Consider the following 25,758-nt stretch of genomic DNA (forward strand, 5'->3'; position numbering starts at 1 on the left):
AGGTACGACGGATACTCAAGAGGCAAGACAGTTGGACTTTTTGGCATCGTCGCCTAGCTTGACTCTGTCGGGTCTTGGACTTCTCCGGTGCGGCAACATGATCAGTTGGCGTGCTCGAGCTGTTTCGAAGGTCGATGCAGTTGTCGAGGTGCCCCTTGGTCCCTGGCCTCGCTCTCCACCACCCTCGATCCCGCCGGCCTGAGTCCGAATGCGCCAACCGAGGGGCCTCGTAAGGGGGCTACGCGGCAACGACAGCGAGGCACCGGCGACCGCACCCGATTCCCGCGCCGATCACCGCTCGCTACTTCGGCACGGTGGGATCAGTAGCTGCTTGCCGCCCGGGTCGGACAGCAGCCGGTGCTGAGCGGTGGCGTCGCTTCAACAGTCGTTGTGCCGGAGCGGCGCGCAGGCAGGCGGCGAGTACGACGACGGCGGCCGCCGTGCCGTACGCCCATGCCTGAAGGGGGAAGTCTGGAAGCAGGGAGCTGGCGAGATAGAGGACGGTTCCGGCCAGGGTGACGGTCAGCCACTCCCAGCGGCCGTCGAGGGCCACGAGGGCGACCACGAGCAGGGAGTACCAAGGGTAGTTGGGTGAGATCAGGAGCAGCGCGGTGCCGTTGAGCAGCAGGGCGCCGTGCCAGGGACGAGCGGGGTCTCCCCGCAGCCACACATAGAGAGCGGTCAAGGCGAGCAGCACGACCGCGGCCACGCCCGCGGCGTCGTCCGGCAGCAGAAGGCGCAGCAGGGCGAAGCGTCGTACGTCTCCGGTTTCGTAGCCCTCCTCCTGGAGGTAGCCGGGCAGGTAGCCGAGGACGCCGGCGCCGGAGGCCACGACGTAGGGCAGGTAGACCAGCGCGACTGCGGCGACCGCTGCCGATGCCACGCGGAGGATGCGGGCCGGACTGCGCTGCCCCGACAACGCGCCGGGCAGAGCGAGGACGGGCAGGACCTTCACGGCGATCGCGGCGCCGAGGAGTGCACCGCGACGGGTCCCGGCGGTGGCGGTGCCCAGGGCGAGGACGGTGAGCAGGACGCCGAGGGTGTCGATGTGGGCGTTGTTGACCGCTTCGAAGGGGACGGCCGGGCACCAGGCCCACAGCGCGGCCCGGGCCGGGGCCCGCTGCGGATCACCGCGCCGGCGCAGCACGGTGAGCAGGGCGAGGGTGGTGCCGAACGCCAGGGCGGCACCTCCGATCTGGAGCGGCTTGTGGCGGCTGCCGGGCGGCGAGAGGGCGTGGACGGTGAGGAACCAGCCCTCCGCGACGGGTGGGTAGATGGTGGGCACGGTGGGGCGGTTGATACGGACGCACAGCCCGGTGTCGGTGCGGTGCAGGCCCCAGCCCTTGCAGGAACTCTGGTTGGGGAAGAGCCAGTTGTCGCGCAGGCCGGCGAGCTGCGGTGCGGCGGGCGGATGGGCGTAGGGGGAGATGCCGGCGGCCTGGACGCGGCCGTCCCAGGCGTAGCGGAACATGTCGTCGCTGGTGCGGGGCGGGGCGACGAGGGCCGCGACGGCGACGGCGGCCGCTCCTGCCAGGACCAGGACGCTCGCCGCGCATGCCGGGACCTTGCGTACGGCCCATGCGGCGGTGGCGAACAGCGCCCAGGCTATGGCGTACCCGGCAAGGACGCGGCCTGGGTTGCTCTGGTTGTCGCCGGCGCGGACGGTGTCGGCGACGACGGTGTCGGCGACGACGGCGGTGAGTGAGGCGAGGAGCACGGCGGTGACGGCGATGCGCGCCCGGGCACGACCGGTGGTGCGGCTCATGGGCACGGCGGGGCGACCGGGCGGGGGCTTGGCCCGCCCGGAAGGCGACCGGCGAGGGGTGACGGCATCCGTCATGGCTGGTCGGTTCCTCCGATGTCCGGGGAATGCGTGTCGAAGTCCTCCGATGGGCGGTGCAGTTCGACGAAGGGGCGGTTGTCAGCGGTCCAGCAGTTGGTGAGGATCCAGCCGGCGGTGGTGGCGGCGTGCAGCAGGGCGGTGGTGCCCAGGCGGGCCCAGGGGAAGGAGGGGCCGTGGCGGCCGTGGGCGTCCTCGACGCGGACGGTGAGGCGTTCGTCCACGTCGTGTGAGGTGGCCTCGGCCAGCAGGCGCCCGCCGGGGACGACGAGGGCGCGCAGGCGGGTGAACAGGGCGGTCGGATCGCCGCCGATGCCGATGTTGCCGTCCATCAGGAGCAGGGTGGCCCAGCGGCCTTCGCCGGGCAGGAGTGCGAAGACAGAGCGTCGTACGGCCGCTCCTCCCCGGCGCCGGGTCCGGGCGATGGCGGCGGGGCTGACGTCCACTCCCAGCGCCCGTACGCCGTGAGCGGCGAGCGCCGCCACCATGCGTCCCGGTCCGCAGCCGACGTCCAGAACGGGCCCCTGGCAGCGGTGCAGCACGTCCAGGTCGGCGGCATCGGGGGGAGCGCACCAGCGTTCGATATCGAGCGGGAGCAGTTCCCCTGAACCGCCGCGGCCGTCCGGATGTGCCGGTGGCGACAGGCGGCGTAGGTGGAGCGGGCCGTGGCCGGTGCGCAGTGCGTGTGTGTAGGGATCGTGGGTCCACGGCTCGCCTGGCACCCCGGGCGCGAACCGGTCGGCGGGCCGAGTCGACGGGTGGAGTCCTGCAGACTGGGCCATCTGGGTCTGGGGTTGTCCCGGCGAGGCCGACTCGGCAGGTTCGGCAACGACGGGCTCCGCGGCGCTCACCGTGCGGCCTCCGCCCGGCGGAGGGCGGTGGTGAAACGCGAGCCGGGCGGGCAGCAAGCGGCGACCTCGGCGGCGTCGGCGGCGGTGTCCACGTCGCGCAGCACCGCCAGGTCGGCGACCTTCAGCCCCGCCGTGGTGAGCCGGGCGCGCTGGATCGCTCCGGTGCGGTCGGTGGACATCGGTACGCCCCGTACGAGGGTTTCGGCGCGGGCCGGTTCCGCGAGGCCGAGTGCCCAGAACCCGCCGTCGGCGGCCGGACCGAACCAGGCGTCGTGGCCGTCGCGGCCGACCCCGGCGAGGTGGTCCGGGGCCAACTGCGGGGTGTCCATGCCGACGAGCAGGGCGGGCCCATGGCCGCAGTGGGCGAAGGCGGCGGCGATCCGCTCGTCCAGAGCGCCGGAGACCTGCGGAACGACATCGAAGCCGGGCGGCAGCCACGGGCCGGGACAGCCGTCGAGGACGAGGAGGCGGCGGTGGGCGGGAACCTGGAGCACCGTGTGAAGTGTGTCGGTGAGGGCGGCCTCGGCCAGGGCGGCCGCCTCGTGTGGCGTGTAGGGCGGGGTGAGCCGGGTTTTGACTCGCCCGGGGACGGGCTCCTTGGCGATGACCAGCAGCGTGAGCGGCTCCGTGACCGCGTGCCGGGCGCTCATCGTCCGGTTCCTGCGGCACTCGCGCCGGCGGCCGGTGCGGTGACGGGGGGTTCGGCGAGGACGGCGCGCATGTCGCGTACGGCCTGCCAGGTGCCGCGCCAGGTGCCGGTGACCTTGGAGCGGCCGGTGCGCGGGCTGTACGGCACCTCCCTCTCCGCCACCCGCCAGCCCGCGTCGGCGGCGCGGACCACCATCTGCAGCGGGTAGCCGGAGCGCCGGTCGGTCAGACCGAGGGCCAGCAGGGCCTCACGGCGGGCGGCGCGCATCGGGCCGAGGTCGTGCAGGCGCAGTCCGGTGCGCTGCCGGATCATCTGGGCCAGCGCCAGGTTGGCCATCCTTGCGTGCGGGGGCCAGGCTCGGGGGGTGGTGGGTCGGCGTCGGCCCAGGACCAGGTCGGCCGACCCGTCGAGGACAGGCCCGGTGACGGCGGGCAGCAGAGCGGGGTCGAGGGAGGCGTCGCAGTCGCAGAAGCAGACGACGTCGGCTGTGGCGGCGGTGAGCCCGGCGTGGCAGGCGGCGCCGAAGCCGCGGCGCTGCTCGTGCACCACATGCGCGCCGAGGGCGCGGGCGATGTCCGCCGAGTTGTCGGTGGAGCCGTTGTCGACGACGATTGCGCGCCAGCCCGAGGGGATGCGGTCCAGCACCCACGGCAGGGCCTCGGCCTCGTCGAGGCAGGGCAGCACCACATCAACGGGAGCAGGTGGAGGGACGAGTGTCTCAATCACCTCACTCACCCTACGGACACAAAACGGCCATAAGGGATTTGGTGACCTTACGGATTACTGACGTCCGCCGCCGCTCCCTCGGACGGCCGAACGCCGGTGCGAGACTCGGCGGTGTGAAACGCGTACTCGTCGTGGAGGACGACGCGACCGTCTCCGAGGCATGGATGGGTTGGAGGTGTGCCGCCGTATCCGGCAGGACAGCCCACTGCCGGTGATCACGCTGACGGCACTCGGCGACGAGGAGGACCGCATCCTCGGCTTGGAGGTCGCGGACGACTACGTCCGCCCGCCGCGCTATCCGAAACGTCACGAACTCGCCCTGATCATCCGAGAGTTCGCTCCGCTGGAGTTCTTCCTGCGCCACGGCAGGCGACGAACTGGGAGGAACTGCTGTGCCCGGGTGTCCCGGCGAGCACGTCCTGGGCCGCAGCGTGGTGAACGGGAGCCGGGCCCCTGACCGAAGCCACCCGCGTCCTCGGCGACGACGGCCGCTTCGCACCGCCCGCCATCACACCCACGGCCGAACTTGCCGCACTCAGCCGCGAACTCGCCACTGGGGCCGGCCGTGATGACGGGTCACCCGGCGCGCAGCGGTGCCGCCGCGAACTCCGCCATTCCTTTCGCGAAGGCGACCTGCGACTTCCAGCCCAGCTCGTCGCGCAACCGTTCGGAGGAAGCGGTGATGTGGCGGACGTCGCCGAGCCGGTACTCCCCCGTCACGACCGGCATCGGCCCGGCATAGGCCACGGCGAGCGCGGTCGCCATCTCCCCCACCGTGTGCGGCTCGCCGCTGCCCACGTTGTACGCCCGCAGGGTGCCGTCCGGAAGGCCGTCCGACCCGGTCAGGGCAGCGAGGTTGGCTGCGGCGACGTCCCGGACATGGACGAAATCCCGCCGCTGCCCACCGTCCTCGAACACCCGTGGGGACTCGCCATGCCCGAGTGCGGAGCGAAAGAGGGAGGCGACGCCGGCGTACGGGGTGTCGCGTGGCATCCCGGGCCCGTAGACGTTGTGGTACCGCAGCGCGGCAACCCGCCCGCCGACCGCCCGTGCCCACGCGGCGGCGAGGTGCTCCTGGGCGAGCTTGGTGGCCGCGTACACGTTGCGTGGGTCGGCCGGCGCGTCCTCCTCGACCAGCCCCGGGGCGAGCGGCTCACCACACTGGAGGCAGGGCGGTTCGAAGCGGCCCGCCTCCAAGTCGTGCACCCGGCGCGGCCCCGGCCGGACGACGCCGTGGCGCGGGCATTCGTAGCGTCCTTCGCCATAGACCACCATCGAACTCGCCAGCACCAGGCGGCGCACCCGGGATTCGGCCATGCCGGCCAGCAGTACGGCGGTGCCGAGGTCGTTGCAGCCGACGTAGTCGGGTGCGTCGGCGAAGTCCTTGCCGAGCCCGACCATCGCGGCTTGGTGGCAGACGGCGTCGACGCCGCGCAAGGCGTCAGCAACAGCCTCTGTGTCGCGGACGTCGGCATGCCGCCAGTCCACCCCGTCGGGAATCGGCGGGGCGACGCGGTGAGCGGCGGGCAGCAGGGCGTCGATCACGCGCACCTCGTGCCCGGCGCCGGTGAGGGCGGTGACGACGTGCGAGCCGATGAAGCCCGCGCCTCCGGTGACCAGGATCAGCATGGTGACGACGGTAGGGCCAGGCATGCGTCCACGGACCCATGCGGCCCCGCCACGTCAGAGATTCGTAAGGCGGATTACTCCGGACCGGGATGCGCCCGGTCGTGACGTCACCACCGTCAGCAGGCCACCATCAGCCCATGCGCCCCCGCCCGGCCCAGCTCGTCACCGGTCGCAAACAGCCGCCCCGCTACCCCGTGCATGCGGTGGCCACCACCCTTCCGGCGGAAACGCGTAAGACCTCTGTAGGACGGCGAGACGTACCGCCAGTCGGTGGATTCAGGACGGCGGACGGCGCCGATGCCGGCCGAATCCACGCACTGCGAGGGCGAGCATGGTGACCGTGGCCACCGCCAGCAGCGTGAGCAGCCAGTTGCGTGGATAGTCCAGCGGCAGGACCGAGGAGTTGGCCGTGGGTCCCGGGCGCAGCAGCACCGGCAGGGCCACGGCCGTCAACGCGCCCGCGGCCAGCAACGCCCCGCGGACGGGCCCTCGCACGCCGCCGCGGACCAGGGCCAGCCCGGCGAGCAGCACGAGCGGTGCGATGAGCGCGTCGTGCAGGACCAGGGCCCCGCCGAGCCAGACCAGGACGTCCATCGGGTCGGGTACGTCCAGCAGCAAGGAAGCGCCCACGCCCATCAGCGCCAGTCCGGCCATGCCGGCGAGGACCCGCGTCACGCTCACCCTCACATGCCTCGGCTTCATGACAGCACCTCCAGTCGGCCGACCCACTTGGTCTGCAGCACGCCGGGCCGGTTCGGTGCGATGAGGCGGGCCGGATAGCCGTGGTCGGAAGTGAGTTCCTGCCCGTTCAGGCGCAGTGCGAGCAGGGTGAGCGGGTCGCGGGCGTATTCGTGGCCCATCTCGGAAACCCGATAGGCGCCGCGGAGTTGCAACGACACCACCCGCACGCGCGCATGCGACGGGGCGCCGGCCCGGTCCAGCAGGTCCGCGACGCGCACGCCGGTCCAGTGCGCCGACTTGCTCCAGCCCTCCACGCAGGCGATGGGCAGTTCCACCTCGCGCTGCGGCAGACCGCGCAGTTCTGTCAGTGTCAGCGTGTAGGGCCGTGGCCCGTCCACCACCAGGCGGTAGGTGTCATCGGGGATCCGGCCGACGCCGGCCGCGGTCGCGGTGCGGTTGACCGGCAGGCCCTGCGGGCCGTGGTCCGGGTGGCGGGGCGCGAGCAGATCGAGCCTCTTCAGCGGGGTGAAGGACTGGCCGACCGTGGTCAGTGTGACCGCGCCGACCGCCGCTGCCACCGCGGCCAGCAGTGAGCGCCGGTCGAATGCATCCTCGGCGGGCAGAGCGAGTGTTCCGCGCGACCGTCGGCTCCAGTGCGCCTTGATCTCGGGTGCTTTCACCGCGATGTGCAGCACCAGCGCCCCGGCCACCAGCCAGGCCACCGCGTAGTGCACGGGCACGAACGAGAACGGCCACGGATACCACTGCACCGTGTTCAGCAGCCCGGTGCCCAACTCGAACACGGCTCCCGCCACCAGCACCCCGATCGACAGCCGCTCCAGTGCGTGCAGCACCGATCGCACGGGCGGCCAGGCGAACAGTCGCGGGTACACCGCCCACAACTTGGCCAGCAGCAGGGGAATGGCTGCGATGCCGGAGGCGACGTGAAGGCCTTGAGTGAGCCGGTAGCCCCACACCGGGCGGCTCGGCAGATCGTTGGCCAGCGAGCCCGGCGGATGCTGGAGGAAGTGGCTGATCAGTCCGGTGACGAAGCACACCGCGAACGCCAGGCCCAGCCACCGCCCGATCGAGGTCGCCGTGCGGGCGTCGTGCAACCGCCCCCTGAACATCGGCGGACGGAGCGAAGGAATGCGCGAACTCATGCCTTCCATCACAGCCGCCGCGAGCTCGCATCGGAATGTCCGAATCCTTACGGAAGACGGACATCAGGTCCGGCATCCCAGCAGCGACGACCACAACGAGCACCGGTCACCGCCCTGCGCGCCGTCGGGCTCAGTGCCCTGGCCGCTTACGTTCGCTACGACCGTGACGTCTCCCGCAGGGGCGGCGACCCAGCCGACGCAGGCTGGCCGTCGACGGTCAGGAAACCGTGAGCCGGTACGAGCGATCAGGGGAGCGCCAGCATACGGTTCCAGCATGAAGCGTCGATTCCTCGTCGCGGGCACGCTTGCCGCAGTTGCGCTGCTGACAACCTCCGCCTGCTCATCAGACTCCGGGCACGCCCAGGCGACGTCGGCCCCGTCCACCACCGTCTCCCGGGCGACTGTGGTGCCTACTGGTCCCTTCACCCTCGGCCGCGGCCAGGGTTTCGACGCGTCAGGAGCATTCCTCCCCCTGATGACCTGTGACAGTCCCCACGACTACTCCCCCGGGCTCACGTTCAAGAACGTCCCCATTGGGACCGCTGAACTCGCCCTGTCCATGGTCGACCTGAACGACCAGAAGGTTCACTGGTTGCAGGTCGGCCTTCCTGCGACGGCGTCGGGAACGAAGGCGCACACCCTGACGCCCGGCGCCCGGGAACTCCTCAACGACCTCGGCGAGGCGACGTACGACGGCCCCTGCCCACCCGCCGCCCACACGCACAGGTACCAGCTGACGCTGTACGCGCTCCGCGACCCCCTACCGGCGTCCTTCGGCCAGAACACCTCGCCGAGCCAAACCCTCAAAGAACTACGGAGTCACGCCGATGCCACCGCGGTGCTGATCGTCCCCTACAAGCGGCACTGACCGCAGCCGAGCCGGCGGGCCGCGAGCAGCTCATTCTCGCTGGTCAGAGGCATCTTTGCGGTGCTGTCACCGGCAAGTCGTCACGGGTTCCAGCCGCAGCCGCCGGATCGGCCAGGGTGATGCCTCGGCCGAGCCGAACCAGAGCCGGACGTCCACCCCGGCGCGTACGGGCAGGAGGGGGTAGTCGTTTTCGGCGTGCTCGGTGCGGTGCAGCGCATGGCGCGGGCCCAGGTGCCGGGCGGCGTACGCGTCGAAGGCAGCCGCGTCCGACGGCCGGCAGACCGTCGCGACCACCTCGCGAGTGCCCGACTCCGACGCGAAGCCCGGACCGCGCAGCAGCAGGACGTCGTCGCTGTCGATCATGGTGGCGTTGGCCGCGTCGCGGTGTTCCCGCCAGACCGTGCCGGTGTAGAACGCCTCCAGCGCGCGCCGGCGGTGCGTCATGTCGAGGAACGCGCGCAGCCAGACGAAGCGGTCCGGGTCGTCAAGGTCGCGGAACCGGCCGCCGACGGTGATGCCGGCCGCCTGCTGGCCGGTCACGAACTCGCGCTCGAACAGCTCGATCAGTGTCTCTCGGGCGCCGGGGTGCAGGGTGTACTGGCGGAATTCGACGATGCTCATGCGTCGGCCGACCCGGTGCGGGTGAGGTCCATGATCCAGTTGAGCTCCCAGGTACGGCCGCCGTCGCCGGAGAACTCCTGCTCCCAGCGGGCAGCTTCCGGGCCGAGGCGGTGCCAGGTGAAGTGCACCCGGATCGGGCGGCCGTCGTAGGTGTCCTCGCCGTGGAAGTCACCGCGGTCGCCCGTGAAGCCGCCGATCACCGGGGGATCCAGCCGGCCGGTCCGGCTGTCCGACCAGTGGATCGACCACTGGCGCGTTTCGTGGTCGAACAGCCGCAGGGTCACGCCCTGGCGGCCGAGGGTGGGGAAAGTGATCTCGTCGATGTTCCCGGCACCCCCGAACAGCGGCTGGATCACCGAGTGGCCGGGGAACTCCTCCCAGGTGGTGGCGCCCGGGCCGCCGAGCGGGGTGGTGAGGCGGCGGTTGGCCACGTTCCAGGAGCCGTGCAGGAAGTCGAAGTCGTCCATGCGCCGCAGGTTAGGGGAACTCCACTGACATCCACTGTCAGTGGATACTGGGGAGCATGCGTGCGAGCCGACTGGTCACCCTGCTTCTGCTGCTCCAGAACCGGGGCCGGATGACGGCCCAGCAGCTGGCCGAGGAACTGGAGGTCTCCGTCCGTACGGTCTACCGGGACGTCGAGGCGCTTGGCGCCGCCGGTGTCCCGCTGTACGGCGACGCTGGACATGCGGGCGGCTACCGACTGGTCGACGGCTACCGGACCCGCCTGACCGGACTGACCGCGGACGAGGCGGAGGCCGCATTTCTCGCCGCACTCCCCGGCACCGCCGCCGAGCTCGGCCTCGGCGAGGCGCTCACCACCGCCCAACTCAAGTTGCGGGCCGCCCTTCCGACGGAGCTGCGCGAGCACGCCGGGCGGATCCAGGAACGCTTCCTGCTCGATGCCCCCGGCTGGTACGGCGACGCCGACCGTACGCCTCACCTGGCCGCGGTCGCCGGCGCGGTGTGGGCACGGCGGGCGGTGGTCCTGCGGTACCGGCGCTGGCGGGCACCGGAGGAGATCGAGCGGCAGGTGGAGCCGTACGGGCTCGTACTCAAGGCCGGCCGCTGGTACCTGGTCGCGAGCGGGCCGTCCGGAATCCGCACCTACCGGGTCGACCAGATCATCGAACTCCACTCCCTGGAGGAAGAGTTCGTCATCCCGGACGGGTTCGACCTGGTCACGCACTGGAACAGCTATCTGGCCGACTTCCGCGCCCGGCTGCACACCGGGGAGGCTCTGGTACGGCTCACCCCGGAGGGCGCCCGCCGCATCGGCGTGACACCCGCGAGTGACGGATGGACGGAGACCCGGGTGCCCATCGAATCGATCGACCACGCCCACGGAGAGTTCCTGCGGCTGGGCACCGACGTCGAGGTCATCGCACCGGCCGAACTCCGCGACCGCATCGCCGAGACGGTACGGACCCTGGCCACCCGCTACGAGGGGTGACTCCGAGTAGAGGGATCTCCCGACCGGAGCACCGGCCACTCGCACCCTCGCGACCCACCCGACACCCTCACAGCGTGTAGCACCTGATGCGCCCCTTCACCTGGGGAGTGCAGCTTTCTTGACGACGACAAGACCTTGGAGCTCGCGCAGATAGGTGTGGTGTCATGGTCTTCGGGCGGGGCGGTCGTCCCAGCGGTGGTGATCCAGACGCGGCGGATGCTGCTCCGCACGGTGATGACGGCATCCGCGAGGTCGAAGAAGGCGTTGATGACGCTGGTGCGGCGTTCGTAGCAGCGTGCGAGCCGGTAGAAGGCGCTCTCGGGGCGCTCCACCGCGCTGGCGCCGCTCCGCTTGATCCTACTCAAACCACGCCCAGGGCGGCTTGCTCTCATGGTTGTCTGCCAGGAAGTCGGTGATCCGGCGGTTCGTCTGCGCGGGCACGGCGGTGGGCATGGCGAAGTGGGTGAGCTCGGCGAGGATCTCGATCCGGGCGTCCGGTACGGCCTTGCGGGCGCGGACTGCGACTTTCGCGGCGTCGTGGGCGTCGCTGCGGCCGGCGAGAAGGACCAGGAGCGGGACACTCAGCGTCGTTGGGTCCGGGCGGCGGCCGACGACCAGTTTCCGGTTCCCGAACCCCGAGACCGCCGAGGCATAGAGCCGCTTCCAGCCCAGGTCGGTGTCCGTGCCCGCCGTCTCACGGTCCAGGTACGCGCGTGCGCGGGCCTTCGTCGGGCGGAGCAGTATCGGCAGCGAGCGCAGCAGGAAACCCGGGCGGAAGTTGGCGAAGCACTGGGTCGGGTCGAGCAGTACCAGCCGATCGACCCGCTGTGGGGCGTGCAGGGCGTAGGTCAGGGCCATCCAGCCGCCGTAGGAATGACCCAGCAAGTGCGCGCGGGACACGGTGAGGCCGTCGAGCAGCGCGTCCAACCAGGCCATCAGGTCGGTGGTTGTGCGCAGCGGGCGCCCGCTGGGGATGCTGTGCCCGGCGTCGCCGAGGATGTCGACGGCCAGCACCCGGTGGTGCGTGCCGAGTGCCGGGGCATTGGCGAACCAGACCGCGCCGGTGGAACCGCCGCCGTGCAGAAGGAGGACGGGGGTGGCATCAGCCGGGCCGTAGGCGTGGACGCGGGTGATGCCGTACGGGGTGGGAACGTCGATCTCGGTGGTACCAGTGGGCCAGCGGGCGAGCAGTGCGTCGTAGGCGGAGAAGAACTCTTGGGATGAGGACACGGCGAACCCTCCGAGGAATCATCTCGTTGACCAATTCTCTCGCTGAGCGAGATAGTAGCCCAGTGAGTAATGACAACAACCCCGCGATGCGGCTGGTCCATCTACTGCGGGCAGTGACCGTGGAATTCGATCTGCGCGGCGCCGAGTTTGCCGCGCGAAACGGCCTGCACCCCACCGATCTGCGGGCCCTCATCCACCTGCTTGACGCCGACCGGGCGGGCACCGACGTCACGCCGGGACGGCTCGGTGCGGCGCTGCGGCTCAATTCGGCGGGCACCACCGCCCTGCTCGACCGGCTGGAGCGCCTGGGGCTCGTCCGTCGCGAGCGCGATGAAAACGACCGGCGACGCATCATGCTGACGGTGGAGCAGAAGGCCGTGGAGCTGGGCTGGTCCTTCTTCGGCCCGCTCATCGCCGACCTCGTCGATGCGGCCGAGGACTTCACCCCGGGTGAACTGGACATCGTTCACCGCTATCTGACCGCTGCACTTCGAGCAGCCGCTCCCGCCTACGAGGCGTCGACGCCAGCAGCCACCGCCAGCAAGTCGCCGACACCACAGCCGTTCCCACAGCGGTTCGGTCGGCCATGATGGCAGCACAGGTACAGCCCGGTGATCACAGAGAGTCGCAACTCCATGATCACGGAACCTGCGCCTGGCCCGTCTGCAAGCCGAGCCCGCCTGCCGCCTATCTGCGTGACCTCTTGGAACCCCTAACAGAATGGGCCGCCCTCCGATCCGCGCATGGTAGGTGAGGCGAGCGCGATGGCAGATCACTACTCTGCATGAGTGCTCTCATACGACGAGTTGACTTCACCGGAGCGTGAGCTGTGGGAGGCGTTTCCCGAGGGACGCCGCGTGGACCTGCGCACGGGTGTGCCCGAGGATGACCGTGTCGCCGAGGGTGGGCGGTGGGGCCCGGGACGGACGGTTCGGGCCGCCGTGATCGTGGCACTCCTCCAGGGTGCGAACACCGCGCAGCCTGGCGCCGTCGCGAGCCTGAGGCTCGCCGGGGCGCGGATATCCGGGCGTTTCAACCTGGCTGGCGCGCAGATCCCTCACGCCCTCTGGCTCGAGGACTGCTGGTTCGAGGAAGGCATGGATCTCTCTGGAGCGTCGGCCCAGTCGATTGCGATCGTCGGCAGCCGAGTGCCGGGCGTGGAAGCCGGCTTGATCCGTATCGAGGGACGTCTCGACCTGCGGCGCTCTCGCCTGGAAAGCGGCTCAGCCTCGCCCTTCCACCGCCGGGTCACCGCCTTGTCGCTCATCAACGCCCACGTGAGCGGCGTCGTGAACCTCAATGGCGCCGAGATCACCGCATCCGAGGAATGGTCAGTGTCGGCTGGTGGACTGGTCGCGGAGGGCGGCCTCTACTGCCAGGACGGATTCGTCGCGCACGGTGAAGTCCGTCTCATGGGGGCACAGCTGCCAGGCGGACTGCACATGCGGGGTGCACTATTGGACCGCCCCGGCCAGCGCGGGGTGGCGATCGCCCTGGACAACGCAGTGGCCTCGACCCTCGACTTCTCCGACGGGTTCGTTGCGAACGGGACCGTACGGCTGCGGGGTGCCCGGATCTCGGACAACCTGACCTTTGAAGGAGCCGTCCTGAACGGGCCGCCCAACGGTCGCGGCCCGTCTTTGGTCGCCCCACTGATGCAGGCCGTCGACTTCGACTTCACCCTCGCCCGGCCACCGTCCGGCGTCGTGGACCTGCGGGGCGCGCAGGTGTCGCACCTCCACGACAGCGAACACAGTTGGCCGGACGTAATAAAGTTGGACGGCTTCGTCTACGGCTCCATCAAGGTGGACGAGGCAGGCGAGCGGCGGGACTCTGTGGCCCACCGCGTGGCGTGGATACGACGCAGCCCGAGCTACAGCCCCCAACCCTATGAGCAGTTGGCGAGCTGGTACCGGAAGGCAGGCCACGACGACGACGCCCGCCGCGTACTCCTGGCCAAACAGCGCCATCGTCGTCAAATTCTGCCCTCGGCCGCGCGTCTGTGGGGTCACCTGCTCGACGTGACCGTCGGCTATGGCTACCGCCCCTGGCTGGCCGGCGTCTGGCTCCTCGCGCTGACTTTGCTGGGCACTCTGTCCTTCGGCACTCACTCCCCCCACCCGGTCCAACGAGGACAAGGCGCCCCCTTCCAGCCCCTCGTCTAGACACTCGACCTCTTGATTCCCATTGGTGGCCTGGGCCAGCGCACGGCCTGGTACTGGTCGAACGTCAGCCTCCAGTGGCTGGCTTACCTGCTGATCGCATTCGGCTGGGTGCTGACGACCGCCGTCATCGCGGGTATCACCCGCACCCTGCAGAAAAACTAGCGGGAGAGAGCTGAGTTCAGGCGTCGCCAGCAGATCAGTGCGCATCCGAGGGTGAGGAAGGCTTCGTGGATGTCGTCGCGACGGCTGCACCAAGATCGGCGCGCCATTCCGATCAGGGCTTTGGGGACAGCTCAGGTGCGTGCTGGGTATAGAGCCGTGAAGCCCATTCGAAAACGGCAGGTGCGGCATCAACCCCGGCCGCTCCGACAGGCACTCCCTGGTGCTCGTGGACGACGACGAGCGGTTCGGATGTGACGACATGTCCCGGCGTGTGTCCGCCGGTGAGTCCGATCGCGGCGACGGTGTTCCCGTAGACGAGGGATGTGTGAGGGCTGCGCGGCCAGTAGGGGCCCGGGTCGGTGGCGAGTCCGAGGTCGTGGAGGAGGGTGCCCGCGGCGTGTTGCCCCTGCGCGGCGGCGTCTGCCCAGTGATCGATCCGCTATGTTCCGAGCAGTGGGTCGTGGTGGACGGCGGCGCCACCTGCGGCGTACACGCCGTCGTCGTGAGCCCGGAGACGGTCGTCGACCTGCACGCCGGCCGGCCACGGGGCGATCCCTGAGGGGGTGGTGCCAGAGCGACGATCGCTAGGTCCGCACGCAGGCGGGTCTGATCGTCCAGCGTGATGTCGAGCCCGTCCCTGTCGACCCCGATCGTGGCGGGGGTGCGTCCGAAGGCAGTCGACACGTTTGCGTGATGCGCGGCCGCGATGACCGCTGCGATGTCGTCCCCGAACGCGGTGGCACCTGGCAGGGGCGAGCGTGCGACCAGAGTGATTTCATGTCCCTTCTGGCGGAGCAGGGACGCGGTCTCCGCCGCTACCAGACCGGCGCCGAAGATGACGACTCTCGCGGGATTCGAGCGGTGTGCCAGAAAGTCACGCAGGCGGACGGCGTCCGAGAGGGAGTGCAGGCTGGTGAGCCGTCCGGCCTCGGTCGCGGCGGCCGCCCCTGGCACAGAGGTGTCGAGGTCTCTGGGCATGCTTCCGGTTGCGACGATCAGAGCGTCGAAGCCGAGGACTGCTCCGGAGGCCAGCCGCACGGTGCGGGCATCGGTGTCGATGAACTGGGAGGTGTCGGCGACGAGAGACGCACCGGGGACGGGCAGCGCGGCCTGCTCCGGTGTCAGAAGCCAGACGGCGATGCCCTTGTTCACCAAGGTCCGGTTGTACGGAGTCTCGCCCGTGCGGCCCACCAGCGTCGCGGTGACACCGTCCGCCTTCGCGAGTTCCTGCGCGGCGGCGGCTCCGGCCGATCCTGCGCCCAGGATCACCACGTGGTGCGCTGTCATGTGTTCGCTTTCTGTGTCTTCTCAGGGCTGGAAGCCGAGGGCCCGACGGCCCGGGGGCGGTTCAGGAGCGGACGAGTCGCGCGATGGCCTGTGATGCCTCGCTGACCTTCAGGTCGGCTGCCGGGCCTCCGGCGGTCACGGCGTCCAGCACGCAGTGACGGAGGTGGTCGTCGAGCAACCCCAGTGCGACGCCCTCGAGCGCTCTCGTGATGGCCGCGACCTGGGTGAGGATGTCGATAAAGTACCGATCTTCGTCAACCATCCAGCAGATTCCCCGTACTTGGCCCTCGATTCGGCTGAGACGCTTGAGGTACTTGGCTTTGTCGGAGATGTATCCGTGCTGTGCGGAGCCGGCGGCGGTGGGGCAGGTGTCGTGCTCCGGCTCGGTGATCGTGATGCTCATGACTGGCCGTTCCTTTCTGGAATGGGGCGCGACACCTCCGGTTGTCCGGGGTGGGGCGCCGCGCTCGGGTGAGCGTGGCGCCCCGTGGTGCCCTGGCCTACGCGGCTGCGGTGGCGTACTTCGCCGGGTCGGCGTCGAAGAGCGGGCCGCACGAGGCGCAGCAGAACCAGTAGCGGCCGCCGTTGTAGTCACGGAACAGGCCCTGGGCCTCGGCGACGCTCTTGACGACGGGGGTGCCCGCCATGACCGGGCAGACGGCGTGGTCGTCGCCCGTAACCGGCTGGGCAGGGGCTGCAGCCTTGCTGCCGCAACAGCCGCCGGACTGAGGGACGTTCAGGGCGGTGTCCTCGTTTGTCATCCTTGTTGCCTTTTCTGTGATGGGTTGGATGGACAGAGGTCAGGTGGTCTGTGTGGTGGTCTTGAACCGGCGCAGGCGCAGGCTGTTGCCGACGACGAACACGCTGGACAGGGCCACGGCGGCACCGGCGAGCATCGGGTTCAGCAGGCCCAGTGCGGCGACCGGGATCGCGGCGACGTTGTAGGCGAAGGCCCAGAAGAGGTTGGACTTGATCGTGCCGAGCGTCTTGCGGGACAGGCGGATCGCGTCGACCGCACTGAGCAGGTCCTCGCGGACCAGGGTGATGTCGGATGCCTCGATCGCGACGTCGGTGCCCGTTCCCATGGCCAGGCCAGGTCGGCCTGGGCGAGGGCCGGAGCGTCGTTGACGCCGTCGCCGACCGTCGCGACGATCTTGCCTTCCTTCTGCAGGCGGGAGACGACGTCGACCTTGTCCTTGGGGAGGACCTCGGCTATGACTTCGTCGATGCCCACCTCGGCGGCGATCTGCCGCGCCACAGCCTCGTTGTCGCCGCCCAGACCCCAGTGCGCAGGGGCAGGCGACGACGAGCACCGCGACGGCGGCGGTGAAGGCGGCAGTCACCGGGAATCCGGCGCCCAGCCAGGCGCCGAGGGCGGCGACGGCGATGACGATGACGATGGGACGCACACGCCGGAGGCCTTGTCGGCGAGCCGCTGCACCTCGGCCTTGCCGGTCTGCGCGTCCTCGACGAGCTTCGCCATCTGGGCGAGCTGGGTGCCCCGACACGGTGGCGCGCACCACCAGGCGGCCGCCGGCGTTCACAGTGGCACCGGTGACGGCGTCACCTTCACTCACCTCGACGGGGACGGACTCGCCTGTGAGCATCGACGCGTCCACCGCGGAGGTGCCTGAGACCACGACACCGTCGGTGGCGATCTTCTCGCCCGGGCGGACGATGAACTCGTCGCCTGCGTTGAGGTCCTCGACCGGGATCTTCTTCTCGACGCCGCCGCGCAGCACCGACACTTCCTTCGCGCCGAGCTCGAGCAGGGCGCGCAGGGCTGCGCCGGCCTGCCGCTTGCAGCATGGCGGCGATCACATCGATGAGCACGGCTTCCACTGGTCCGACACCATGGCCGTCTACCCGGTGGGCGCCAGCGCCGAGCACCAGGCGCACCCTGGGGTTCACGGGCGTCGAAGTCGACGCGACGCGGCCGGACTGGAACATCCGCTGGAGCCGGATGGCACCCGCCCTGCCTCGGAGGCGGGTGCCATCCGGCCTTGCAGGCCGCGGGAGGGACCTACCCGGTCATGGAGGGGGCGAAGAGTGACAGGGCTGGGGCGAGCTGCGTGCCAGGGGCCAGGTCGAGGGCGATGAGGGCGTCGGGCAGGCCGCGCCCGGTGCGGGCCGCGTCCAGTGTTCCCGGGGCGGCCAGTGGGCGGCAGCTGGCGGCGATGATCTCGAACAGGTGCTGCACGCGGCCGGGGCCGCGGGGCAGCAGCTGGCCGTGGAAGTCCTCGTGATGGGCGAGAACGAGGGCGGCCAGGCCAGCGACGTGGGCGGAGGCGGTGCTGGTGCCGTCGAGAGCCGTGTAGCCGCCGTCGGGGGCGCAGGAGAGGACCGACACGCCGGGGGCGGCCGCATTCACTGCCGGGCCGTGGCAGCTGAACGGCGCGGCGAACAGCCCTTCCGGTGTCAGCTGCGGCCCTGTGTGGGTGGCCTGGGAGGTGTCGGGTGGGTAGGTGCCGAAGGCGCCCAGGGCGCCCACGGCGAAGACGGTGGGCAGCGAGGCGGGGAAGGCGACCGGTCCGCCGGTGTCGCCTGCCGGGGCGATGCAGGCGATGCCCGCAGCGGTGGCGTCGGCGAGTTTGCGGGAGACCAGGGCCGAGGGGTACGGGGTGGCCACCTGGATGTGCGCGATGTCGACCTCGCGCTCGACGCAGTGGTCCAGGGCGGCGATCAGGTCGCTGAAGTGACCGTCGGGCATCACCTGGCAGACGTCGAGTTCGGCGTCGACGGCGATGCCGATGATGCCCTTGCCAGTGTCCGCGCCGGCGATGATGCCGGCCGCGTGGGTACCGGTGCCGACCGGATCGTGGGCCCAGCCGTCCTTCGTGCCGCGCACGAGGTCAGTGCCGGAGCGCACCCGCTGCTTCAGATCCGGGTGCTCTGCACTGACACCGGTACCGATGACAGCGATCTTGATGCCGAAGGCGCGGAACGTGGGCGGCAGCCGGTCCAGCCGCATGGCCTGCTGGCCCCAGCCGTAACTCTGGCGCTGCTCCAGTTCCGGGTAGACCTTGGCCAGCGGGGTGAGGGTGACGAGGTTGTCCTGGCTCTCCGACAGGTCGGGGCGGTGGATCCAGCGGTCGGTGTATCCGCCCGCGGGCCGGACGTACAGGGACTGAAGAGACTGCGCGGTCTCGGTCGCCAGGGTGAGGGTGACCCTCCCGTCGGCGGCGGTGATGCCCTGGCTCGGCCAGGCCGCCCCGATCAGGAACACGCCCGCGCCGGCCAGCGGCTCGCCGTCCGGGCCGCAGACGCGCATCGAGATCTCCACCGGCTTGTCCCGCAGCGTGACCAGCCCCGGGTCGTGCAGCGGCAGCATCCCTGCGGCCGGCATGGCGGCGGGTCCGGTTGCGGACAGCGGCAGGTCCGGTTCGATGTGCACGTGCAGCGTCCGCATCGCCGGTACCTGGGCCTCGGCCGCCTCGACGACCACGAGTTCGGGACAGGAAGGCTGCACTCCAGCCGACTGCAGCTTCCCCGACGGGGTGAGTCTGCGGACCACCGTGACCTCGGGCATCCTCTCCAGCCGGTCGCACACCGCGTCCATCTCGAGTTCAGGCACTCCCGGCGGGAGCAGATACTGCGGCAGCGGGGCCACCATGAACCGCTGCCGGCGCGGCTGCACCGCGATCGGTGACGGCGCGCCCTTCTTGCGTGGCGCCGCCTCCTCCGCGGGGCCCGGCCCGCCGGCCCCTGCGCCCTCGGATTCACTCTCGCGGTTGCTTCCGGGCTTGTTTCCGGGCCTGTCCTTGACCATCACGTCCACCTTCACCACGCCTACGTCGGTTTTTGTGCTTCTGATCCGGATGACGGGCGGCTCGCGCTTCCACGGCTGTGCGGTGTGCCCGGGAATCGCTCCCAGGGCACACCGCACAACGGGGCCGCCTTAGGTCAGCCGATGCCGAAGGGCTGACCCATCTGACCGAAGCCGAAGCCGGGCTGCTGGTACTGCTGCGGGTAAGGCTGGCCGAACGACTGCTGACCGAACGGCTGCTGGCCGAACGGCTGCTGACCGAAGCCGCCACCCCACTGCTGCTGACCCTGCTGGCTCTGCTGGCTCTGCTGGAGCAGCGTCACGATCGCGGTCGGCAGCGCCTGCTGCACGGACTGCTCCACAGCCTGCCGGACGCCCTCGTGCAGCGTGTGGTGCAGCGCGACAGCCAGGTACGGGTGGGCCTGGTGGGACATGCCCTGCTGCTGCAGCTGCTGCTGGACCTGCTGAATCTGCTGCAGCGTCTGCTGCATACGCTGCGCGATCTGCTGGCTCGCCTGCTGGCAGGCCTGCTGGATCGCCTGCTGGACGACCTGAGCGATCTGCTGCTGACCGCCGGCCTGCTGGCCGAACTGCTGCAGGGGCGGAGTACCGGTCATCACCGACATGAATGCTCCATTTCGACGCCACAGGAAAGCCAACACAAGGGATGATGTTGGCTTTTTCGGATGATCCCGACGCGCCGAAGCTATGGTGACGTCGCTCCGCCCGCAATCGGGCGAGCTGCCCAGCAGGAGTAATCCCCCGATCGGATCCGGCGAACAGGCGAACCGGCCGGGGACGCGGCAGGATGGGCTGCTGGAAGTGGCGGAGGCGCGCCACACCCTCACTGGTCGCCGGCGGAGGGCTTTGCGGACCAGCGGCGTGTAGTCGACGGGCACGTGTGCATCGCCTTCAGCTCGCTGACACCATGCTGTCCCGCCTCGGCGTCAGCGGCGGCGGAGACGACGACATCGCCTTGATCATCGTCCGCCTGTAGTCCCTCCCAGAGCGCCAGAACTCCATGGCCGACGCCCTGGCGCACTCCGGGCGCTTGAGCCGCTCGTAGGCGTGTGTCCCGGCCGGGTGGACCAGCCGGTGCGGGGTAGAACGGCTGGTGGCTCCGAGGAACGGCGGGTCTTCCGCGAGAAGCTGAGGATGGAGGCGGCCGAGCGGTTCGTCCAGGGGGACGAGAACGCCGTCATCGCACACGACCTGCGGGTCAGCGTCCGGTCGGTACAGCGCTGGCGCAAGGCCCTGGTCCCAGGGCGGGCCGAGAGCCCTGGCCTCCAAAGGGCTGGCGTCATTACCGCTGCTCAGTGACGAGCTGTTCACCGTGCTGGAGCAGGGGCTGGCCATCGGGCCGGTGGCGCACGGCGGCCGAATCCCGCTCTCGGCGGGGCACCGCATCGAATTCGCCCTGCACGTCGGGTCGGCGTGGGAAAGGGAGCCGGTTGCGCTGTGGAGCCGCTCACCCGCAGGTCGATGGGGCTCGACAGCAGCAGCACATGGGTGCCCCCGTACGCCGCGAGCCCGCCTCGCACGACTGACAGGAGTGGGTTGATGAGCCCGAACTCCGGGCGCGGCGCGTAGGCGAATTCGATGGTCACCCGCCCTTCGGCGCAGGTGATCTGCCGCAGGAGCGTTCCGGGGGAAGCGGTGCCGAGCGCGTGCCCGCGTTCGCGCCGCCCCAGGGCAAGTGCATCGCGTAGGACCGCCGTACCCCCAGTCGTGTGGAAGGTCGTCTCCAGAACAAGGGTGTCCTCGACGTAGCGGCGGCTTATGCCGCTCGGGCCGGTAGGGCGGATGGACCAGTGGCCGGCGTCCTCGTCGAGGAGTCGAGCGAAGATTGCCGGGCTGTCGAAGCGAGGCAGGCACAGCCAGTCCACCGAGCCGTCGGAGGTGACCAGCGCGGCCGAGCGGCAGTCGGACAGCAGAGCGTGATCACCGATCGGTCGCGCACTCATGCGTCGCAGCCCGTCCGCCTTGGGCCGGACGCGGTCCGGCTGGGACGACGTGAGCAGTCGCCTGCGCCCCAGGGCTCTCCAAGTGCCCGACGAGTGTCCTTGATCCCAGCCTCCCTGCACAGCTGATTCACCCTCACCCAATCAGCTCGATCGGTGGTATGGGCCACCGCGCAGGGGGTTACGTCGAAGCCGAGCGCGAAGACTCCGCGACTCAGGAGTGCCCTGCACAGCCGGCCCGGTCCGCAGCCGACGTCGAGCACGGGGCCGACGCAGCGATTCAGCACGGATTCGTCGGGCACGGTGAGCTGCGCGTACCAGCGATGCGCAGGCACCCGAACCCGGTGCCCGTCCCTCGAGCGTAGGTACACCGGTTCGTGGCCACTGCGCAGGGCGAGCGCGTAGGGATCTGCACCGGCGTAGGACGACCGGTCCTAGGCGGACCTCATGGGGCGGCGTCGTGACCCGGTGCGGGTCGTTCCTCGTCGGCGCGGGCGGCCCGCCGGACGCGGCGGAGCTTGAGAGCGAAAGCAACGGCGGAGACGCCGAAGACGACGGCGGTGATGGCCAGCCATCGGCCGAGGTAGACGCCTTCCGACAGCCGTGCGGCATCGGGGTAGGGGATCGCCAGGTCGAAGATGAGCGGGAACCAGACAAGCAGGAGCACGCCAGAGAGGAAGGCGGGCACGCGCAGGTAATTGATCCACGGCGGCTGTGGCATGCGGATCGCGCGATGCCGCAGCACAGCCTGTGACGACAGATCGGCGACTGAGTACAGGGGCAGCAGGATCAGGTCGTGGACGATCGCCGCGCCGACGAGCCAGATCGCGACCTCGAGCGGCCGGACGGCGAACAGGCGTACCAGGGCGTAGCCGGTGATGGCGAACGAGGCGATCAGGACGAGAAGATGGAGAGGGCCGGAGCCGTACCAGCGGACGAAGCGCGCCATGGTCACGTCCTGAAGGTGAGCCGGTGCACCCACTTGGTGTTGTTCACGCCGGGGTTGGCCGGGACGATGACGCGGGCTGGGTAGCCGTGATCGAATGAGAGGTCCGCGCCGTTGACGCGCAGGGCGAGCAGCGATCGGGGGTCGTGGATCTGGTTGCCCCGCAGTACCACCGAGCTGTAGGGGCCGGGTGGTTGGACGGACCTCACCAGGACGCTTCCGGCGTCGGGGAGGCCCGCCAAGGCGGCGAGGTCGGCCAGCCGAAGGCCGCTCCAGTCCTGGTCGGAGGTGGACCATCCCTCCACGCAGGCGATCGGCAGTGCGGCGGCATGCTGAGGCATCGCGAGAAGCTGTGCGCGGGTGAAGACGAGCGTCGGCCCGTGGCCACGGACCTCCAGCCGCCAATCCGGCCCGACATGGACACGGGTGACGCCGACGGCTGCGGCCGTCTTGTTGATCTGGAAGTCCTTCGGCCCGCCGCCCGGGTCACGGTTGTGCGGCGCGAGAAGTGCGGTGCGCCGCAGCCGGCCGCCGATGCTCTGTCCTGCGGTGACCACCAGGAGGAGCAGCGACCCGCCCCCTACCATGGCGAGTGCGCCGCGTCGGCTCATGGTCGGCGCCGCGGGCTCGAGCGCGACCAGGCCGTCCGGGTCGGGCGGCTCCGGCCGGGTGCCGGCCAGCCCGGTGCGCAGTTCCGTCAGCAGGTTGCGGGAGCGCAGGGCGCGGGTCATCCGGCCGAGTCTGAGGCTCACATGGACGACGAACGCGGCGATGAACACCCAGGCGCCGTAGAAGTGCAGGGTGTAGAAGGAGCCCGGGAAGACGTAGAAGAGCTGGATGTTGAAGATTCCGGTGACGAACTCGAAGACGACCCCGCCCACCAGCGCCAGCAGCGACAGCCGCTCCAGCGCATGGGCGACGCTGCGGACCGGCAGCCACTCGAACAGCTTCGGGATCACCGACCACAGTTTGGCGAGCACCACCGGCACCAGGACCACGCCGAGTGTCACGTGCACGCCCTGAGTCAGCCGGTACAGCCAGTACGGATCCGTGGGCCAGTCGAAGAGGTAGAAGCCCAGCAGGCCCTTGTCCGGGGTCTGGTCGTTGATGCGGTCGAGTCCCGGGTTGTACGAGGCGTAGGAGAGCATCCCGGTGACGAAGATCAGCGGGATGCCGATCAGCAGCACCAGGCCGAACACGGACGTCAGCCAGGGCCCGCGGATGGGACTGCGCCAGAAGCCGGGACGGAACGGCCCCGGGGGCGGAGGAGTCCGCTCGACCCGCCGCACGAGGGCCCGGGTACGAGCGGCCCCCTTGGCGGCCCGCGCCGCCACAGCAGCGCGAGCGCGTTCGAGGCGCCCCTGCTGGTGGCCCTCCTCCGATCTCGGGCGCTGCGGCCCGCCGGAGCCCGGGGACGGGGGCCGTCCGCCACTGTCCATCGGCTGCCTCCTCTCTCCCCGGGCCGGCTCTCAGAGGGTGGATCGAAATCCACCGCGCCGTCAGTGCCTGCCAAGTCGTCAGCTACAAACTGACACAGGTCGAGTCGGCTCTCCGTTTCTGGCGTGCATGCGGGTGTCCGTCGACAGCCGAACGGTTGAACCGGCTCTCCGCACGGTTCGACGGCGCGCATGGTGGCCTCATGGTGGTGGGGTGCGACGCCTCAGCGCACGGCGACAGGAGCCGAAGGGTCGAGCTGGACAGATCCAGTTCCGATGGGTGGACAAGCACACGAAGCTCCGGGCGGACAGGTTGCTCTTGGTCGACAACCCGTCCACCAGGAGCTTCACCTCTTCCCAGAACCGGCCTGCCGTCAACTCAGCCCGTCGTCAACCTGGCTGGAAACGACTCAGTGACCCACCATCACCGTGGGGTCGGCGGCCTTGACCTTCTTGCGAGGCAGCAGGGCGGCGGGGATCAGGCAGACAGCGACGAGGATGGCCGCCACCAGGAACACCGAGGCAAACGCGTCACCCATCTGGGAACGCACCCCGGCGGGAGAGGTCGCGGTCATGTCCTTGAGGCCATTGGTGAGGAGCACCGAGAACAGGGCGGTGCCGATCGAGGCCGCCACCTGCTGGACGATGTTCATCAGTGTCGAGCCTCGGGCGACGTTGTGGTCCGTCAGGGTGGCCAGCGCCGATGCCATGATCGGCATCATCGAAGCGCCCATCCCGAGGCCCATCACGAAGAGTGCGGCAATGATGTAGGCATAGGAGGTGCCGGCGGTCAGTTGCGTGAACATGCCCATGCCCACGGTGATCACTGTGATGCCGGTTATCACGATCTTGCCGGGGCCGATCTTGTCGGCGAATATCCCGGCGATCGGCATGGTGATCATCGCGCCTATGCCCTGAGGGGCGAGAAGGACCCCGGAGTGGAGCGCCGACTCGCCGCGCACCTGCTGGAAGTAGAGCGGGAACAGCAGGCTGGCGCCGAAGAACGCGACAGCAAACAGCGACATCGCGATCACCGCGATGCTCATGTCCCGGTTGCGGAACAGGCGCAGGTCGACCAGCGGGTGGATGTTGCGCCGATGCAAGGCCCACGGCACGAACGCCGCGATCAGGACCAGCCCGATGATTGCGGGCACGAGTACCTTGGCATTCCAGACCGTGCCGGTCTCGGGGATGGTCGAGACGCCGTACAGGAACGTCGCCAGTCCCGGCGAGAGCATCACCATTCCCAGCCAGTCGAAGGACTCCGACGGCTGTACGTGGTCCTTGGGCAGGACTTTCGCCGCGTAGACCAGCGCGATCACCCCGATCGGCACGTTGATCAGGAAGATCCAGTGCCATGAGGCGGCGTCGATCAGCCAGCCGCCGAGGATGGGGCCGAAGATCGGGCCGAGCAGCATGGGGATACCGAGCACCGCCATCACGCGGCCGACCCGCTCAGGGCCGGCGGCACGGGTCAGGATCGTCATGCCGAGCGGCATGAGCATGCCGCCGCCGAGGCCCTGGACGACCCGGAACGCGACCAGCATTTGGAGAGATGTGGCAGTCGCGCACAGCGCGGAGCCAGCGGCGAACAAGGTGATCGCGAGGAGGTAGAGCCGTTTGGTGCCGAACCTGTCGGCAGCCCAGCCTGTAAGCGGGATGACACTAGCCAGAGCCAGCGTATAGCCCGTCATCGTCCAGGCCACCTGAGCCGAGGTCGCACTGAACTGCTTCTGGAACGTCTGCAGCCCGACCGACACCACCGTGATGTCGAGGATCGACATGATCCCGCCAAGCACGATCACGCCGGCCACAAGGAGAACCCCGCCGTCCAGCCTGTCGCGGGACTTGCCCACAGGGGGGCTGCTTTCACTCCGTCGTGATGTGGTCACTTCTCAACCTTTCGAAGGAATGGGAGGCCGGCGATCTCCGGCACGTCCTGCTCGCCAGGGCTCCGGTCCACGCGCTGGCCGCCGGTGGCATCCCCACGTGCACCGTCCTCCACATCTACGGCCCGGCGGGCCTGGCAACGATATCGGTGGACGAACGGCCGCTGTGAAACCGCCCGGCACAAAGTGGCCGCTGTGCCGTTCCCGGCCACGGGCGGGAACGGCGAAGGTCGTACGGCGGGCTCTGGAGGTCCGGATCACCGCCTCCATCCCGAACGTGGACGTGGCCACCGCACAGGCCCTGGTCGAGAAGGCCCACCAGGTGTGCCCGTACTCCACCGCCACCCGCGGCAACATCAAGGTCGAGGTCGCCGCGTCCTGATCCAGCCCGCACGGAGGGCCGCACCCCTGTTCGGGGTGCGGCCCTCCGCCGTA

Annotated in this window: 24 protein-coding genes and 8 pseudogenes; 9 read left to right on the forward strand and 23 right to left on the reverse strand. The window is 70.0% G+C overall.

Annotated features, from left to right (window positions below):
- Positions 1 to 301: 301 nt before the first annotated feature.
- The 4 genes from ACWEK3_RS29945 to ACWEK3_RS29960 all read right to left on the reverse strand — a co-directional run bounded on the left by ACWEK3_RS29945 (position 302) and on the right by ACWEK3_RS29960 (position 4,066).
- Positions 302 to 1,765: a glycosyltransferase 87 family protein gene (locus ACWEK3_RS29945; protein WP_453251018.1), complete on the reverse strand. Its 1,464-nt coding sequence runs from the start codon at positions 1,763 to 1,765 to the stop codon at positions 302 to 304.
- Between the two features lie 71 nt (positions 1,766 to 1,836).
- A complete protein-coding gene (locus tag ACWEK3_RS29950) occupies positions 1,837 to 2,622 on the reverse strand; it encodes a methyltransferase domain-containing protein (protein WP_450543581.1) in 786 nt (261 codons plus the stop codon).
- A 65-nt stretch (positions 2,623 to 2,687) separates the two neighbouring features.
- A complete protein-coding gene (locus tag ACWEK3_RS29955; RefSeq protein ID WP_453251019.1) occupies positions 2,688 to 3,341 on the reverse strand; it encodes a TIGR04282 family arsenosugar biosynthesis glycosyltransferase in 654 nt (217 codons plus the stop codon).
- The gene (locus tag ACWEK3_RS29960; RefSeq protein ID WP_450543585.1) at positions 3,338 to 4,066 is read right to left on the reverse strand and encodes a glycosyltransferase family 2 protein; all 729 of its coding nucleotides are present in this window, start codon (positions 4,064 to 4,066) and stop codon (positions 3,338 to 3,340) included. The genes ACWEK3_RS29955 and ACWEK3_RS29960 overlap by 4 nt, the downstream gene beginning before the upstream one ends.
- 151 nt (positions 4,067 to 4,217) lie before the next feature.
- On the opposite strand from ACWEK3_RS29960, the pseudogene ACWEK3_RS29965 reads away from it, so the two are divergent.
- Positions 4,218 to 4,451 (forward strand): annotated as a pseudogene (locus ACWEK3_RS29965) (DNA-binding response regulator); the annotation flags it as partial.
- A 191-nt stretch (positions 4,452 to 4,642) separates the two neighbouring features.
- On the opposite strand, the gene ACWEK3_RS29970 reads toward ACWEK3_RS29965, so the two are convergent.
- The 3 genes from ACWEK3_RS29970 to ACWEK3_RS29980 all read right to left on the reverse strand — a co-directional run bounded on the left by ACWEK3_RS29970 (position 4,643) and on the right by ACWEK3_RS29980 (position 7,506).
- Positions 4,643 to 5,695: an NAD-dependent epimerase/dehydratase family protein gene (locus tag ACWEK3_RS29970; protein ID WP_453251020.1), complete on the reverse strand. Its 1,053-nt coding sequence runs from the start codon at positions 5,693 to 5,695 to the stop codon at positions 4,643 to 4,645.
- Between the two features lie 276 nt (positions 5,696 to 5,971).
- The gene (locus tag ACWEK3_RS29975; RefSeq protein WP_450543587.1) at positions 5,972 to 6,397 is read right to left on the reverse strand and encodes a hypothetical protein; all 426 of its coding nucleotides are present in this window, start codon (positions 6,395 to 6,397) and stop codon (positions 5,972 to 5,974) included.
- Positions 6,394 to 7,506, reverse strand: coding sequence for a molybdopterin-dependent oxidoreductase (locus ACWEK3_RS29980; RefSeq protein ID WP_453251047.1), 1,113 nt, complete (start codon positions 7,504 to 7,506; stop codon positions 6,394 to 6,396). Before ACWEK3_RS29980 ends, ACWEK3_RS29975 begins: the two co-directional genes overlap by 4 nt.
- Before the next feature lie 508 nt (positions 7,507 to 8,014).
- Here ACWEK3_RS29980 and ACWEK3_RS29985 point away from each other — a divergent pair.
- Positions 8,015 to 8,407, forward strand: a complete 393-nt coding sequence (locus ACWEK3_RS29985; protein WP_450543589.1) for a YbhB/YbcL family Raf kinase inhibitor-like protein — start codon at positions 8,015 to 8,017, stop codon at positions 8,405 to 8,407.
- Positions 8,408 to 8,473: 66 nt separating this feature from the next.
- Here ACWEK3_RS29985 and ACWEK3_RS29990 read toward each other — a convergent pair whose 3' ends face one another.
- Both ACWEK3_RS29990 and ACWEK3_RS29995 read right to left on the reverse strand, forming a co-directional pair.
- On the reverse strand, positions 8,474 to 9,028 hold the full coding sequence (locus ACWEK3_RS29990; protein WP_453251021.1) for an NIPSNAP family protein: 555 nt from the start codon (positions 9,026 to 9,028) through the stop codon (positions 8,474 to 8,476).
- Positions 9,025 to 9,495, reverse strand: coding sequence for a hypothetical protein (locus tag ACWEK3_RS29995; protein WP_453251022.1), 471 nt, complete (start codon positions 9,493 to 9,495; stop codon positions 9,025 to 9,027). The genes ACWEK3_RS29990 and ACWEK3_RS29995 overlap by 4 nt, the downstream gene beginning before the upstream one ends.
- A 56-nt stretch (positions 9,496 to 9,551) precedes the next feature.
- On the opposite strand from ACWEK3_RS29995, the gene ACWEK3_RS30000 reads away from it, so the two are divergent.
- Positions 9,552 to 10,481, forward strand: coding sequence for a helix-turn-helix transcriptional regulator (locus tag ACWEK3_RS30000; protein WP_450543594.1), 930 nt, complete (start codon positions 9,552 to 9,554; stop codon positions 10,479 to 10,481).
- A 162-nt stretch (positions 10,482 to 10,643) separates the two neighbouring features.
- On the opposite strand, the pseudogene ACWEK3_RS30005 reads toward ACWEK3_RS30000, so the two are convergent.
- Positions 10,644 to 10,795 (reverse strand): annotated as a pseudogene (locus tag ACWEK3_RS30005) (IS5/IS1182 family transposase); the annotation flags it as partial.
- A gap of 43 nt (positions 10,796 to 10,838) precedes the next feature.
- Positions 10,839 to 11,711, reverse strand: a complete 873-nt coding sequence (locus ACWEK3_RS30010) for an alpha/beta fold hydrolase (protein WP_453251023.1) — start codon at positions 11,709 to 11,711, stop codon at positions 10,839 to 10,841.
- An 86-nt stretch (positions 11,712 to 11,797) separates the two neighbouring features.
- On the opposite strand from ACWEK3_RS30010, the gene ACWEK3_RS30015 reads away from it, so the two are divergent.
- The 3 genes and pseudogenes from ACWEK3_RS30015 to ACWEK3_RS30025 all read left to right on the forward strand — a co-directional run bounded on the left by ACWEK3_RS30015 (position 11,798) and on the right by ACWEK3_RS30025 (position 14,597).
- Positions 11,798 to 12,301 (forward strand): MarR family transcriptional regulator, encoded by a 504-nt coding sequence (locus ACWEK3_RS30015; RefSeq protein WP_453251048.1) that lies wholly within the window; start codon positions 11,798 to 11,800, stop codon positions 12,299 to 12,301.
- A 198-nt stretch (positions 12,302 to 12,499) separates the two neighbouring features.
- Positions 12,500 to 14,038 (forward strand): annotated as a pseudogene (locus ACWEK3_RS30020) (oxidoreductase).
- Between the two features lie 397 nt (positions 14,039 to 14,435).
- The gene (locus tag ACWEK3_RS30025; RefSeq protein WP_453251024.1) at positions 14,436 to 14,597 is read left to right on the forward strand and encodes a hypothetical protein; all 162 of its coding nucleotides are present in this window, start codon (positions 14,436 to 14,438) and stop codon (positions 14,595 to 14,597) included.
- A gap of 26 nt (positions 14,598 to 14,623) precedes the next feature.
- Here the strand turns inward: ACWEK3_RS30025 and ACWEK3_RS30030 are convergent.
- From ACWEK3_RS30030 to ACWEK3_RS30065, 8 genes and pseudogenes are all read right to left on the reverse strand, one after another.
- Positions 14,624 to 15,325: pseudogene (locus ACWEK3_RS30030) on the reverse strand (FAD-dependent oxidoreductase); the annotation flags it as partial.
- Positions 15,326 to 15,386: 61 nt separating this feature from the next.
- A complete protein-coding gene (locus tag ACWEK3_RS30035; protein WP_453251025.1) occupies positions 15,387 to 15,728 on the reverse strand; it encodes a metal-sensitive transcriptional regulator in 342 nt (113 codons plus the stop codon).
- Positions 15,729 to 15,825: 97 nt separating this feature from the next.
- Positions 15,826 to 16,086 (reverse strand): YHS domain-containing protein, encoded by a 261-nt coding sequence (locus ACWEK3_RS30040; RefSeq protein ID WP_453251026.1) that lies wholly within the window; start codon positions 16,084 to 16,086, stop codon positions 15,826 to 15,828.
- A 39-nt stretch (positions 16,087 to 16,125) separates the two neighbouring features.
- Positions 16,126 to 16,410: a hypothetical protein gene (locus ACWEK3_RS30045; protein WP_453251050.1), complete on the reverse strand. Its 285-nt coding sequence runs from the start codon at positions 16,408 to 16,410 to the stop codon at positions 16,126 to 16,128.
- Between the two features lie 68 nt (positions 16,411 to 16,478).
- Positions 16,479 to 16,583, reverse strand: a pseudogene (locus tag ACWEK3_RS30050) (hypothetical protein); the annotation flags it as partial.
- An 82-nt stretch (positions 16,584 to 16,665) separates the two neighbouring features.
- Positions 16,666 to 17,073, reverse strand: a pseudogene (locus ACWEK3_RS30055) (P-type ATPase); the annotation flags it as partial.
- Positions 17,074 to 17,348: 275 nt separating this feature from the next.
- Positions 17,349 to 19,094, reverse strand: a complete 1,746-nt coding sequence (locus ACWEK3_RS30060; RefSeq protein WP_453251027.1) for a S8 family serine peptidase — start codon at positions 19,092 to 19,094, stop codon at positions 17,349 to 17,351.
- A 134-nt stretch (positions 19,095 to 19,228) separates the two neighbouring features.
- The gene (locus tag ACWEK3_RS30065; protein WP_450543604.1) at positions 19,229 to 19,717 is read right to left on the reverse strand and encodes a hypothetical protein; all 489 of its coding nucleotides are present in this window, start codon (positions 19,715 to 19,717) and stop codon (positions 19,229 to 19,231) included.
- 469 nt (positions 19,718 to 20,186) lie between these two features.
- Between ACWEK3_RS30065 and ACWEK3_RS30070 the strand changes: the two are divergent.
- Positions 20,187 to 20,466, forward strand: a pseudogene (locus ACWEK3_RS30070) (helix-turn-helix domain-containing protein); the annotation flags it as partial.
- Here the strand turns inward: ACWEK3_RS30070 and ACWEK3_RS30075 are convergent.
- The 4 genes from ACWEK3_RS30075 to ACWEK3_RS30090 form a co-directional block, all read right to left on the reverse strand.
- Positions 20,420 to 21,055 (reverse strand): trehalase-like domain-containing protein, encoded by a 636-nt coding sequence (locus tag ACWEK3_RS30075; protein WP_453251028.1) that lies wholly within the window; start codon positions 21,053 to 21,055, stop codon positions 20,420 to 20,422. The pseudogene ACWEK3_RS30070 and the gene ACWEK3_RS30075 sit on opposite strands and share 47 nt — an antisense overlap.
- A 442-nt stretch (positions 21,056 to 21,497) precedes the next feature.
- Complete coding sequence (locus ACWEK3_RS30080; protein WP_450543607.1) at positions 21,498 to 22,001, reverse strand: hypothetical protein; 504 nt, start codon at positions 21,999 to 22,001, stop codon at positions 21,498 to 21,500.
- Positions 22,002 to 22,003: 2 nt separating this feature from the next.
- The gene (locus ACWEK3_RS30085; protein ID WP_453251029.1) at positions 22,004 to 23,437 is read right to left on the reverse strand and encodes a molybdopterin-dependent oxidoreductase; all 1,434 of its coding nucleotides are present in this window, start codon (positions 23,435 to 23,437) and stop codon (positions 22,004 to 22,006) included.
- Between the two features lie 407 nt (positions 23,438 to 23,844).
- On the reverse strand, positions 23,845 to 25,290 hold the full coding sequence (locus ACWEK3_RS30090; RefSeq protein ID WP_453251030.1) for a DHA2 family efflux MFS transporter permease subunit: 1,446 nt from the start codon (positions 25,288 to 25,290) through the stop codon (positions 23,845 to 23,847).
- Between the two features lie 26 nt (positions 25,291 to 25,316).
- On the opposite strand from ACWEK3_RS30090, the gene ACWEK3_RS30095 reads away from it, so the two are divergent.
- Both ACWEK3_RS30095 and ACWEK3_RS30100 read left to right on the forward strand, forming a co-directional pair.
- A complete protein-coding gene (locus tag ACWEK3_RS30095) occupies positions 25,317 to 25,493 on the forward strand; it encodes a hypothetical protein (RefSeq protein WP_390877006.1) in 177 nt (58 codons plus the stop codon).
- A 74-nt stretch (positions 25,494 to 25,567) separates the two neighbouring features.
- A pseudogene (locus tag ACWEK3_RS30100) lies at positions 25,568 to 25,705 on the forward strand (organic hydroperoxide resistance protein); the annotation flags it as partial.
- Positions 25,706 to 25,758 lie beyond the last annotated feature (53 nt).

The sequence above is a fragment of the Streptomyces sp. NPDC004721 genome, assembly GCF_053601495.1.

Excerpts from the sequence above, each read along its gene's own strand:
- ACWEK3_RS29945 (WP_453251018.1), bottom strand. The coding sequence starts at position 1,765 with ATGAGCCGCACCACCGGTCGTGCCCGGGCGCGCATCGCCGTCACCGCC.
- ACWEK3_RS29950 (WP_450543581.1), bottom strand. The coding sequence starts at position 2,622 with ATGGCCCAGTCTGCAGGACTCCACCCGTCGACTCGGCCCGCCGACCGG.
- ACWEK3_RS29955 (WP_453251019.1), bottom strand. The coding sequence starts at position 3,341 with ATGAGCGCCCGGCACGCGGTCACGGAGCCGCTCACGCTGCTGGTCATC.
- ACWEK3_RS29970 (WP_453251020.1), bottom strand. The coding sequence starts at position 5,695 with ATGCTGATCCTGGTCACCGGAGGCGCGGGCTTCATCGGCTCGCACGTC.
- ACWEK3_RS29975 (WP_450543587.1), bottom strand. The coding sequence starts at position 6,397 with ATGAAGCCGAGGCATGTGAGGGTGAGCGTGACGCGGGTCCTCGCCGGC.
- ACWEK3_RS29980 (WP_453251047.1), bottom strand. The coding sequence starts at position 7,506 with ATGTTCAGGGGGCGGTTGCACGACGCCCGCACGGCGACCTCGATCGGG.
- ACWEK3_RS29985 (WP_450543589.1), top strand. The coding sequence starts at position 8,015 with ATGACCTGTGACAGTCCCCACGACTACTCCCCCGGGCTCACGTTCAAG.
- ACWEK3_RS29990 (WP_453251021.1), bottom strand. The coding sequence starts at position 9,028 with ATGAGCATCGTCGAATTCCGCCAGTACACCCTGCACCCCGGCGCCCGA.
- ACWEK3_RS29995 (WP_453251022.1), bottom strand. The coding sequence starts at position 9,495 with ATGGACGACTTCGACTTCCTGCACGGCTCCTGGAACGTGGCCAACCGC.
- ACWEK3_RS30000 (WP_450543594.1), top strand. The coding sequence starts at position 9,552 with ATGCGTGCGAGCCGACTGGTCACCCTGCTTCTGCTGCTCCAGAACCGG.
- ACWEK3_RS30015 (WP_453251048.1), top strand. The coding sequence starts at position 11,798 with ATGCGGCTGGTCCATCTACTGCGGGCAGTGACCGTGGAATTCGATCTG.
- ACWEK3_RS30035 (WP_453251025.1), bottom strand. The coding sequence starts at position 15,728 with ATGAGCATCACGATCACCGAGCCGGAGCACGACACCTGCCCCACCGCC.
- ACWEK3_RS30040 (WP_453251026.1), bottom strand. The coding sequence starts at position 16,086 with ATGACAAACGAGGACACCGCCCTGAACGTCCCTCAGTCCGGCGGCTGT.
- ACWEK3_RS30045 (WP_453251050.1), bottom strand. The coding sequence starts at position 16,410 with ATGGGAACGGGCACCGACGTCGCGATCGAGGCATCCGACATCACCCTG.
- ACWEK3_RS30060 (WP_453251027.1), bottom strand. The coding sequence starts at position 19,094 with ATGGTCAAGGACAGGCCCGGAAACAAGCCCGGAAGCAACCGCGAGAGT.
- ACWEK3_RS30065 (WP_450543604.1), bottom strand. The coding sequence starts at position 19,717 with ATGTCGGTGATGACCGGTACTCCGCCCCTGCAGCAGTTCGGCCAGCAG.
- ACWEK3_RS30075 (WP_453251028.1), bottom strand. The coding sequence starts at position 21,055 with ATGAGTGCGCGACCGATCGGTGATCACGCTCTGCTGTCCGACTGCCGC.
- ACWEK3_RS30080 (WP_450543607.1), bottom strand. The coding sequence starts at position 22,001 with ATGGCGCGCTTCGTCCGCTGGTACGGCTCCGGCCCTCTCCATCTTCTC.
- ACWEK3_RS30085 (WP_453251029.1), bottom strand. The coding sequence starts at position 23,437 with ATGGACAGTGGCGGACGGCCCCCGTCCCCGGGCTCCGGCGGGCCGCAG.
- ACWEK3_RS30095 (WP_390877006.1), top strand. The coding sequence starts at position 25,317 with ATGTGGTCACTTCTCAACCTTTCGAAGGAATGGGAGGCCGGCGATCTC.